The following is an 11666-nucleotide window of genomic DNA, read 5'->3' as shown; positions in this document are numbered from 1 at the left end:
GATCTTCGTGATCCTCATGTTGCCCAAGGCTGCGCCTGTCCTGGGCTCCGGAATAAGTTCATAACACGCTCTAGAGGATAAGTCCCACACCTCCTTGGCATCACCCAAAAAATCAACCTGCCCAACCCAATGCGCATAAAAGATCATCAAGAAAAATGATGCGAAAAACAGCAATAAACTCTGTTTAAAGAACTTCGATCCCAAGCCAAATTTCATAACACCAGCCCTCAACGATTCAGCAACGGCTTGCGCACTTCATCAATCCTTTTCTGACAGAGCAAATATTCAGGATCATTCAAAAGATCGCGGCGCACCTGATCGCCAATGAGCGCCAGCGTATGTACCCTGTCGGTGCTGTGGATATAGTCGCCGATATAATAATTCTCGGACAATCCATCCCAGTCCGAATTGTCTTCTTTCAGGATCTGCAGCGTCAGCAAGTAATCTTCCATGAATCGCTGATCGGGGTAGTAGATCAGCGCAGAACGATCAATTTGCTCCACATCCAGCAATATGCTGTGAAGCGGTGCATGGTTATTTTGAATAAAATCAAAATACCCCCCCCCAGACTCGAATACCTTGTGCCGTTGCAGCAGCGCGTGCCACTGGGAGCGGTAATCCGTCCAATAGACGCGGCCGAACGCGACGGCCTTGCCCGTTGAGTGCAAGCGTTGGATGAGCCATGCGTAGGCATCGGGAAACAGCAGATCGTCATAGTCCAGGAAGGCAGCGTATTTCGTCGCTACCTTGCGCAGGGATTCGTTCAGCATGGTGGATCGCAGATCCCCCTGCCCCGCTGGCGACGTGTAGTGATCGACGATCGGCTCGCAGCCCGGTAGCCAGTCGAACGTTTGCAGCATCCGTGTCAGTTCCGCAGTCTGTGCTGCATCCAGATCCTGGGCGGCGATCAGCGGTATGACGATGCAGTCCTGCATCACATACAGGCAGGAGATGGCCCGCATCAAGTCATCCAGCCGCCCGCGCTTGTGGAAACGCACGATCGTGGTGACCTGTGGCAATTCGTGACGCTGGGCGGTGTGTGGGCACAATTCAAAGCACCACGCATCCGACCGCATGCGGCATTCGCGCTTCAGAGGATCATGGATGGTGGCAGGCTGAACGAGCAGCGATGCGTGCTCGTCCTCGCCAGCGTGAACCGCGCCGTTGGCCTGCAGGCTCTGCGCGCCAAGGCGGCGGCCATAGTCGTTGCAGATGACGGCGGCGTGGGTTGTCAGGGCGGTTTTCACCATGTGCTCGATGACATCAGGCGCAAAGTGCACCGCGCGCCGAAACTCGATATGCAGATCGCCGCGCGCGCTGGCCGCGTCGGCACGGGCCAGCGGCAACGCCTCTGAGTGATCGAAGTAGTCCACGCAGACTGCGCGCTCTTTCAGAACCCTAGACTGCGCCAAGCAGCGAAAGAAGCGGTCGCGCACACCATCATCTGCGGCCAGTTGCTCGACCAGATCGGGGGAGAAATGCACCGCCAACTGCAGTCCATCAGGCAACTCGCTTCCTGCATTGAATCCGTGCGCATATTGCAGGCCCGACAAGGCACGGCCAACGCTGTTCAGGTAGCTATAGCCGTACCGCGTGTCCGGCTCCAAGTGAGCGCCTTCCGCCCATTCGTTCCATGCATTCACGACAACGAAGCGCCGGTCTGGCGGTAAATTCGCCTGCGCGTCGGCGATGGAATGCTCCATCCACTGCTGAAAGCTCTGCGGCGTGCTGCCATGCAGCAGCAACGCTCCCTGGCCATAGCGCGCCGTGTTGTCCCATATCGGTACGTTCGAGCGGAAATAGTCGAAGGGCTTGCGATCGTTTTGCGCCATGTAGAAATCGCGCACTTGGTCATACGACAGGGCACTGCCGCTCATGGGCCAGTATGTCTGCAACGACGAGCACAGGTCAGGCACTGCACCATCGGTCCAGTCGTGCAGGGGTCGCTCGACGCCTGCGTCCATCTGGAAGTCCGCGGGGCTGGCCGCGCCCCGTGTGAGGACTGCCGCGACGTAGGGCGCATCGATACCGGCCTGCGCGCACTCCTCTATCCATATGTGCAGGTATTCGGCCGGATCGGGCATGGACGATGGGCGATACACCATCAGCACCGGGCGCGTGCCGACACGGATGTAGCGGGGATCGCGGAAAAACGGGATCAGGTAGCGGATGAAGGCGCGTGCATCGTCGGCCGAATAGGTCTGGCCGAGCAGGATCTCGCGCTCGTTGCCATCCCAGCGGCGCGTCCAGTTTTCGTTGGCCCAGCAAAAGCAGAAGGGCATGGCGATGTCTGCGTGGGCCAGCAGCATCTGCGCTGGCTTCTCCAGGATCATGCGGCCCGAGAACCAATAGTGATAAAAAACTTGGCCGTGCACGCCCCCCTGGCGCATCTGCTCGGCTTGCAGCCGCAGGATATCGGGCGAGTCGAGCAGGTAGTAGCCGATGTCCGGATGCGGAATATGCTGCTGGTAGTGGCCCTCGAACAGGGGATTGGCCGCGCTGACCTTGGTCCACTCGGTGAACCCCTTTCCATGCCATTCGTCGTTCTCGGGCGTGGGATGGAATTGGGGCAGGTAGTACGACAAGACCTTCACATCACGATGCACGATGGAAGCCGAATAGTCGCGCTGGGTCTCGTAATGGCGGAAGTCGTCAGTGCTGTCGCCTTGCTGGATTTGCAGGGTTTTTGCCTTCTCCGACGAAGCGAAGGTAGGCAACAGGGCCGCCAATGCATCGGACAAAAGACGCTCGCGCGCTGCACCGTAGCCGTCTTCACTCAACAGCGACAGCACTGGCAGCGCATGTCGCAGGATGGCTCCGCGCGCCAGGAAAGCTGTCGTGCCGTGCACCGGCCATTGGGTGCATGACTTGTCGAGCGGTAGGCCGCAAGCAGCTCCTATGCGCTCCACCCACGATGCATCCGCAGTGGATACGTCCCGCACGCTGGGCTCGTTGGAGTCGGCACCCAACACAAGAGCCACCGATTCATCCATCAGAGCGAGCAATTGCGGCAGTCGGCCCCCGCTACTGCCCTGCGGCCCCACCAAGCTCTGCACGGCCTGAGCAGTATCCGCGACACCTGTACTGATATGTACAAATGCCGGGTAGTCCACAAGCACCTCACCAAAACACTTCATCAACGCGGTGAGGGGTTGTATATGCTGTGGCATCACTTGGATCTGCATATGCCCGACACGAGGCAACGCCTTTTCCCAAGTTGCCCACAACTCACCTTGGTCACCCGCTACAGAAATGTATAGATCGAACGGGATCACAATTGCGCTTAACCAATGCAGGCATTCAATTGCATCTGCCTGCACGACCAAGTGGCAATGCACAGCAAATCGCCTCTCTCCGCTTGCAATGACTGGTGGCTCACGATCCCACAATGGATTGGGGTAGTAACGCACTCTTTGATTTACCTGACCCAAAGTCCGTACTGCCAGTTCTTTCTGTGACACATCGCGCCGCAATGCAGGCGCCCTCGATAGACGCCAGCGAATGCCATCCAACCCCTCTGCTCTCAATACCTGCAAAGTTGTGCGCAACGTAGGTAAAAATCCACCGCCAATTTCAATGGCAGTGGATACGAGCTTCACTTTGCTCGGCAAACCAGCAGCCATATCAACCGCGGTGCGCAAGGGCGCCGTAAACTTCCAACTATTGCTGCTGCGCATGTCATGCAGGGCCCCTTGCAGGGAGGCAATGTACTGGTCGCGTGAAGCGAGCTGCTGGTTCAACTCCTTTCTTTCCTGCTGCAAGCGTCCAATCTGCATGATGGTTGCAATGAGCGAAGTGTCGGCCGTGTCGGCCGTGTCGGCCGTGTCGACCGGAAGCATTGCATCGGCCCACCAGTTGGACAACTGATCCACCGGCCGTCGGAGGGCCTCGGCCTGCACCGCAGCTTCCATGGCGGCAAAGGACTCCAAGGTGGCGTTGTCGATGGCGTATCCGGCGCTGCGGAACGCCTCCAGGAAGAAGCCCCGCCGCGTCATGTCGAAGCTGCTGGTAGGTCTGCCAAAACGGGTAACGCCTTGCACCAGCAGAAGCAGGGTACGGAACAGCAGCCAGCCCACGGGCATATCCGACACCAGTTTCCATTCAAGGTCGATGGGGTGGTGCACGCCCTGCGCATCACGAATGATGTTCTGCGGTACCAAATCGAAGTAGGCCCCCGGCAGAAACGACTGTGCCGATGCCAGGGCGGGCAAGGGTTGGCCGTCAAACGCCAGTGAACCGGCGATCTGCAGGTAGCGTTGCAAGAACCCGCCCACCGAATCCATCGACCAACCGTCTCTCGAAACCAGTTGTATGAATTCGCTTGCCAGCGTATGCCCCCTGAAATAAGGGGTGTGCGCCGGGATGTGCAAGGCCAGTAGTGACCCGTGCACAGCCGAATCGCTCTGCGCGAGCAACGCGCAGTGCACCCCGATGACGCCGCCGGCGGCGCGCCTAAACACGGTCTGCTTGCAAAAATCCCGCATGCGCTCGGTGCTGTAGTGGTAGGCCAGCACGGCCGGGTCCAGCGCAGCCGCTCCCGACATGCTGGCGGCGATCAGGAAGGAGTTGGCAAGATCCGCGCCCAGGCCGTTATCCATGACTGCGGGCCATGCGAGTTCCAGTGAGAAGGCCAGTTGCTTCGGCAATTGCGGGTCGCGGTGCACGCTTTGGGATGCCAGCGCGGCGGCATCAAAGTCGGGACTGCTTAGGCCGCTGGAGGTCACAATCGAGACCGGCAGCTTGTAATCCGGCAATGCCGAAAGAAAATCTGTATGCCGGAAACCGGCAGTGGCCAACAGATCCGCCAACACCTTGCGCCCATGGGTCTGCGGCTGATCTGCGCGGTAACGGCCTTCGATACCGTACATCGGTATGCCCAGATGGTCCTCCGGCGCGCCAGCCCAGTATTTGAGGCCCAGTTGGTTTTCGATGGCGATCAGCAACAGGCCGCCCGGCTTGAGTAGTGCGCGCGCACGCTCCAGCATCACCAGGGTGGGGTTCGCGCCGGGCACGAACTGGTTCGCATACTCCAGCACGCCTATCAGCGTGATGACGTCGAATTGCGCGCTGCAGCGGAATTGGTCGAAGCTCTCGGAAAGAACCTCCACCCCGGACAGGTCGCGCGTGCGCATGCGCGCGATTCCAGCCCGCCGCGGAGAGCCTTCCAGCGCCAACACGCACGCCCCGCACTCCCCCAGGTAGCGGGTGATGGCGCCGCAGCCCGCCCCGATTTCCAGGACTTGCGCGCCCGACAGCCGCTGCTCGAATGGCCGCAGGATATTGGCGCGACTGCTGCTCAGGTGATACAGCGACGGCCAGTCGGTAATGTGCTGCTTCAATTCATCCGACAGCACGCTCCGATCCTCGGTTGCGGCAATCAGGCGCGCCAGCCGCTGTTCCACGTCATCCCCATCGCTGTAAGCGATGCCGGTGAAATCAGGACTTGCCCAGATACCGGACTGCGGGTTCAGCACATAACCAGCCTGTTCCAAAAGATTCTTCATCGTCATCAGTTCACACGGAGTTGCGCTTCAAGGTTGACAAGGCCATGAAAGCTGGTGTCTGGGGATACCTGCAGGTGGATGGAGTCATAGCGGCGGTCATGCGGAATGACATCGGAGCCCTGGCGGCTGGCCAGCCCCAGGGAAACGAAGTAGTCGCCCGGCGCAAGCTGGCAACGGAATGTCAGTTCCGGAACCACGACGGTGCCCGCCTGTCCTAGGGAGTCGAAAGCATCGACCTCCAGGGTTTCGGAATTGACTCCGTACACCGTGACGCCCTCCTTGGTTTTGATGGTGACGCCAAGAATGGGGCGAACCAGATGGGTTGCAAACCGGATTGCCACGGCAATCACCAGTTGCTGCCCGCTGGTGATAACGGGTGGGTATGGCTCGCCATCCGCCGCCAGGAAGAAATCGAGAATGTGCGCCGAGCCATCGCCCCAGCGGTATTCATGCGGGTTGTAGCCCAGGTGGGCAGCGAATACGTCTTCGGTCAGGCTCAATGGGTACCTAGGCTGGACAACCGCCTGCACTGGGGGTGAAAGTGTCGGATCGGCGTCCTTCGGCTCCACGGCCTTGCGTTCGCGCCCGAAAAGCAGGTCGAGGTAGCGGTTGACGATGCGCCTGGGTTCGCCAATTTCCAGCATGGCGCCGTCATGCAGCAAGACGGCACGATTGCAGTGCGTGACGATTTGCTCGCTCGAATGCGTGACCAGCAGGATGCTAGTGCCGCGCTCCTTGAGCTTCTTGAGCCGATCGAAGCACTTGGCCTGGAACTTTGCATCCCCTACTGATAATGCCTCATCGACAATCAATATATCTGGCTCGATCTGAGATTGAACGGCAAACGCCAAGCGCACGACCATGCCGCTGGAATATGATTTTACAGGTTGATCGATAAATTGACCGATATCCGCAAATTCGATTATATCAGCCAGACGACTCTCTATCTCCTGCTGATCAAGACCCAGCACCGTAGCATTCAAATAAATATTTTCCCGCCCTGTAAATTCAGGATTGAAGCCCGAACCCAGCTCAAGCAAGGCAGCGACACGACCATGCGTTTTCACATCACCATTCGTTGGGCTCAAGGTTCCACAAATAATTTGCAAGAGGGTTGATTTTCCACTGCCATTTCGACCGATGATACCGACAGTTTCACCCTTGCGGACTTCAAAGTCAATCCCCTGCAGCGCCCAAAACTCCCGATAATACTGCCCATACTCCATTCCGACTGCTTTCCAGATCTTCGGCAGCATGAACTGTTTGAGCCGATCCTGCGGCCTGTCATAAATATGAAAGCACTTACTCAGGCGCTCGACCTTAATGACAACATCAGAGGACATCAGCAAACCCCTTGCGTGTCTTCTGGAACCACGCAAAACCCAGCCAGGCGATCACGAATGCCATAACCCAATACATAGCAAGCAAATAAAAATTGGGCGAATTCCCAACATAGATGACAGCACGCACTTGCTCAATCACCACGGTAATCGGATTCAGATACAAAAACTGACGATAGCCTTCTGGCAGCGCCGTGACGGGATAAAAAACAGGACTCATAAACATGAGCACAGCCGTCAATATACTCACCATCTGCCCTACATCACGCAAATAAACCCCCAGCGCCGACAAGATCCAGCTAAGACCCATGATGACAAGAATATACGGAAAAATAATCAATGGCAAATAAAGTACAGTGATATTTGGAGCACCAAACAACACCACATAAGCCAGAAACCACACCGCAAGACTGACAGCACCATGAAACAGCGCCGAGAACATACTAATAACAGGCAGCACCTCTAATGGAAAAACCACCTTTTTGACATAATTGACGTTAGAAACAATCAGTCCTGGTGCGCGAACAATACAATCCGAGAACAGATTGAAAACAATCAATCCGGCAAACAACATCAATGCAAATTCTGTTTTCGACTCCCCATTCATACCCCAGCGCGCCTTAAATACAACACTAAATACAAAGGTATATATCACAAGCATGAAAACAGGATTAAAGAGGGACCACAATGATCCCATTATCGCCCCTTTATAACGCCCTTGAATTTCACGCTTTGCAGATACCCCTATTAGATCGCGGTGGCGCCATAGTGTGAGCAGCATCTCCTTGGGGCTGGTTGAAAAGGATCGCATCAAATACCGCCTTTGATTTTTTCCAGCAATCCAACATTACCAAAAACCAGAGAATTCATACCCTTTTTCCAAGAAAATTACTAATAATGGAGCATTGCCTCAGAAGCAATCGTAGGTAGCCTTTGCGGTAAAATTTTCTGGTTATACGACTCCCCAACATGCTGACATTATTTTTTATGTGGCATTGAAACTTTTTGCGCTCAACCATAAACTCTGAAGATCGCCGCAAAGCATCACGATACACCCGCAGCACCAGAGAAAATCGCCCTGACATAAGGTGCCGCCCGACCATCAATCCATGCGCGAGCAATAAAAGCAATCCATGCCGCCAAAAAATCTCAGCAGGCACGAGCTTGATATGCATCCACAAAGTATTGCGCAACCCATGATAAGCAATGAAGGCGTTATATCCTCCACCGCTGCTGGCCTGGCCTTCATGTAACGCTAACAATTGATTCAGATAAAGCGGGCGATAGCCCAGCAGCACTGCTCGCATCACCAGATCTGCATCCTCGCAATAGCAAAAAAAACGAGGATCAAAGCAGTAACCTGAAACAACCTTCAACCGATCCACCAGAGCCCTGGTGAGCATGCAGCAGCCGCCTGTGGGCCCAAGATAGATATCGTCCAGCGCTTTACGATCCGTGGGCATCAAGCTGGCATAAAGCGCAAGGCCCAGCGTATCCACCTGAGCGGGGTCTGCAAGTTTATGCATGCGCCCTCCCGCAAGGCCGGCCTCCGCGCCTGCGGACTTCAATGCACCTTGCAGCGTGACCAACATGTCCTTGTGTGCCACCGCATCGCTGTTGAGCAGCATGACGTACTGGCACTCGGGCTGCTGCAACAGCAGATCAATCAAAACATTACTACCCTCAGCAAACCCAAGGTTTTGTTCTGAGCGGTAGATATGCAGAACGCCCGCGTTCGGCGCCTTGGCGCCTTGGAGCAACTGCTCGTAGTCACTTAGGGCCGAAGCGTTATCCAACACCAGCACCCAATCCGGCAATACGCTGGACTGCTGAATGGACTCCAAGCAGCGCAGTGTTTGACAGGCAGTGTTGTAGTTGATGACGAGCACGCCAATCCCCTGCCCCGGGGTTTGGGTGGCCGCCAAACACAGCGCCTGCGCGACTGCTGGCGGATCAGCCCAGGCTTGTGCAGCAGCCATGACCGTCAGCCTGCAGGATGGACAGCGCCATCGCAATTACGCAGTCGTAGAACCCGTCGGATTCGACTGGCGCATCGTCTGCATATCGGCCTCCATCAAGGCCAGCCTCTGGTTCAGTCGCCGCACATCCCGCTCAATGCGAGTGTTGACCATGTCGGCATGCAGCGCTTTGACAAACAACACCATGCAGGTCAACAGCAGCATCAGCGCAGGCGGGTAGCTAACCCCCATCATGACAGCAAGGCGGTCAAAAAGCCCCGGCCACGTGCCCAGCACGGCAGCAACGATAGCCACCACGACCCAAAACAGGCCATGCATGAGATACAGGTGGTCGCGGCGTACCAGATAGAGGATCAGCACGGCCAAGCTGACGCCCATCAGTGCCGTGGTTGCTTGCAAAGATGCCGTGAAGCCCACTGTTCTTCCTCCGTTTGGTGCAGGGCAGCGCCTCTTGGCCACCGAATTCGATCAAATGTCCAGGGGTTCCCTGATGCTTTTCTCCGAACAGGTGATTGTAGAACGTCGCCCCAGGTGGGCTTTTCGCCAGGTGACGGCTTGAAATCGTCCCAAACGCCCGTATCATTAGCACTCGCCACAGATGAGTGCTAACACCTCGTCTGCCGGGTTTCCGAAGCGCCTGCCCCTGCGGGCGCATTGTCGATAGTCGCAATCCTTTTTTGTCCTCTAGGAGAGATGCAAATGAACCTTCGCCCCCTGCACGATCGCGTGATCGTCAAGCGCCTGGAAAACGAAACCAAGACCGCCTCGGGCATCGTGATCCCCGACAACGCTGCCGAGAAGCCCGATCAAGGCGAAGTGCTGGCCGTGGGCCCCGGCCGCAAGAACGACAAGGGCGACCTGATTGCCCCGAACGTGAAGGTTGGCGACCGCGTGCTGTTCGGCAAGTACAGCGGCCAGACCGTGAAGGTCGATGGCGACGAGCTGCTGGTGATGAAGGAAGACGACCTGTTCGCGGTTGTCGAGAAGTAACCCCATCCGCTTCATTTTTCATAGCTTCCAGCGCTTGGTGCGCCTGTGCTGGAAGCCGGTTTGATTCAATTTTTGTAGGAGCCTCAAAATGGCAGCAAAAGACGTAGTTTTCGGCGGCGAAGCCCGCGCCCGCATGGTCGAAGGCGTGAACATCCTGGCCAATGCGGTCAAGGTGACCCTGGGCCCCAAGGGCCGCAACGTGGTACTGGAGCGCTCGTTCGGCGCCCCCACGGTGACCAAGGACGGCGTGTCCGTGGCCAAGGAAATCGAACTGAAGGACAAGCTGCAGAACATGGGCGCCCAGCTCGTGAAGGAAGTGGCCTCCAAGACCAACGATATCGCCGGTGACGGCACCACCACCGCCACCGTGCTGGCCCAGGCCATCGTGCGCGAAGGCTCCAAGTACGTGGCCGCCGGCCTGAACCCCATGGACCTCAAGCGCGGCATCGACAAGGCCGTGGTGGCCCTGGTGGAAGAGCTGAAGAAGGCTTCCAAGGCCACGACCACCTCCAAGGAAATCGCCCAGGTCGGCTCCATCTCCGCGAACTCCGACGAGTCCGTGGGCAAGATCATCGCCGACGCGATGGACAAGGTGGGCAAGGAAGGCGTGATCACCGTCGAAGACGGCAAGTCGCTGGACAATGAGCTGGACGTCGTGGAAGGCATGCAGTTCGACCGCGGCTACCTGTCGCCCTACTTCATCAACCAGCCCGAGAAGCAGTCCGCCACGCTGGACAACCCCTTCGTGCTGCTGTACGACAAGAAGGTGTCCAACATCCGCGACCTGCTGCCCACGCTGGAGCAAGTCGCCAAGGCCGGCCGCCCGCTGCTGATCATCGCTGAAGAAGTCGAAGGCGAAGCCCTGGCGACGCTGGTGGTGAACACGATCCGCGGCATCCTGAAGGTCGTGGCCGTGAAGGCGCCTGGCTTCGGCGACCGCCGCAAGGCCATGCTGGAAGACATCGCCATCCTGACGGGCGGCAAGGTGATCGCCGAGGAGGTGGGCCTGTCGCTCGAGAAGGTGACGCTGGCCGACCTGGGCCAGGCCAAGACGATCGAGATCGGCAAGGAAAACACCACGATCATCGACGGCGCCGGCGCTGCCGCTGACATCGAGGCGCGCGTCAAGCAGATCCGCATCCAGATCGAGGAAGCCACCAGCGACTACGACCGCGAGAAGCTGCAAGAGCGCGTGGCCAAGCTGGCCGGCGGCGTGGCCGTCATCAAGGTAGGCGCTGCTACCGAAGTCGAGATGAAGGAAAAGAAGGCCCGCGTGGAAGACGCCCTGCACGCCACCCGCGCTGCAGTGGAAGAAGGCATCGTGGCCGGCGGCGGCGTGGCCTTCCTGCGCGCCAAGCAAGCCATCGGCGAGCTGAAGGGCGACAACGCCGAGCAGGATGCCGGCATCAAGCTGGTGCTCAAGGCCATCGAAGCGCCCCTGCGCGAGATCGTGGCCAACGCCGGTGGCGAGCCCTCGGTGGTGGTCAATGCCGTGCTGAACGGCAAGGGCAACTACGGCTTCAACGCCGCCAACGACACCTACGGCGACATGCTGGAAATGGGTATCTTGGACCCGACCAAGGTGACCCGCACGGCCCTGCAGAACGCCGCTTCCGTGGCCTCGCTGCTGCTGACGACCGAAGCCATGGTGGCTGAGGCTCCGAAGGACGAAGCCCCCGCTGCCGGCGGCATGCCCGACATGGGCGGCATGGGCGGCATGGGCATGTAAGCCTCCCGCTCGCCCGGGCAAACCAGCCCCGCAGTGCGCAAGCCTGCGGGGCTTTTTCTATGGTTTTGATAGCTGCCAGCGCTTGTTGGACAAGCGCTGATGGCTCTTTTCGCCCACGACCTCC

General features: G+C 57.9%; 8 protein-coding genes. 2 read left to right on the top strand and 6 right to left on the bottom strand.

Annotated elements, in window-relative coordinates; translation table 11 throughout:
* From AVS7_RS25000 to AVS7_RS02205, 6 genes are all read right to left on the bottom strand, one after another.
* Window positions 1-204, bottom strand: a 204-nt coding sequence (locus AVS7_RS25000) for a hypothetical protein (protein WP_234449960.1), incomplete at its 3' end; no start/stop codon positions are given.
* 23 nt (window positions 205-227) lie between these two features.
* Complete coding sequence (locus AVS7_RS02225; RefSeq protein ID WP_020226882.1) at window positions 228-5510, bottom strand: glycoside hydrolase family 99-like domain-containing protein; 5283 nt, start codon at window positions 5508-5510, stop codon at window positions 228-230.
* On the bottom strand, window positions 5510-6847 hold the full coding sequence (locus AVS7_RS02220; protein WP_034689763.1) for an ABC transporter ATP-binding protein: 1338 nt from the start codon (window positions 6845-6847) through the stop codon (window positions 5510-5512). The genes AVS7_RS02225 and AVS7_RS02220 overlap by 1 nt, the downstream gene beginning before the upstream one ends.
* Window positions 6837-7655 (bottom strand): ABC transporter permease, encoded by an 819-nt coding sequence (locus AVS7_RS02215; RefSeq protein WP_034689761.1) that lies wholly within the window; start codon window positions 7653-7655, stop codon window positions 6837-6839. Before AVS7_RS02215 ends, AVS7_RS02220 begins: the two co-directional genes overlap by 11 nt.
* 55 nt (window positions 7656-7710) lie before the next feature.
* Complete coding sequence (locus AVS7_RS02210; RefSeq protein ID WP_024000815.1) at window positions 7711-8823, bottom strand: glycosyltransferase family 2 protein; 1113 nt, start codon at window positions 8821-8823, stop codon at window positions 7711-7713.
* A 36-nt stretch (window positions 8824-8859) separates the two neighbouring features.
* Entirely contained in the window at window positions 8860-9240 is a 381-nt protein-coding gene (locus AVS7_RS02205; protein WP_024000814.1) for a DUF2304 domain-containing protein, read from the bottom strand.
* A 282-nt stretch (window positions 9241-9522) separates the two neighbouring features.
* Between AVS7_RS02205 and groES the strand changes: the two genes are divergently transcribed.
* Entirely contained in the window at window positions 9523-9813 is a 291-nt protein-coding gene (groES, locus tag AVS7_RS02200) for a co-chaperone GroES (RefSeq protein ID WP_020226877.1), read from the top strand.
* Between the two features lie 88 nt (window positions 9814-9901).
* A complete protein-coding gene (gene groL, locus AVS7_RS02195) occupies window positions 9902-11542 on the top strand; it encodes a chaperonin GroEL (protein WP_024000812.1) in 1641 nt (546 codons plus the stop codon).
* Window positions 11543-11666: the final 124 nt, after the last annotated feature.

This window comes from Acidovorax sp. MR-S7 (assembly GCF_000400995.2).
Classification (GTDB): domain Bacteria; phylum Pseudomonadota; class Gammaproteobacteria; order Burkholderiales; family Burkholderiaceae_C; genus MR-S7.
This window is presented reverse-complemented; position numbering and strand designations above follow the sequence as displayed.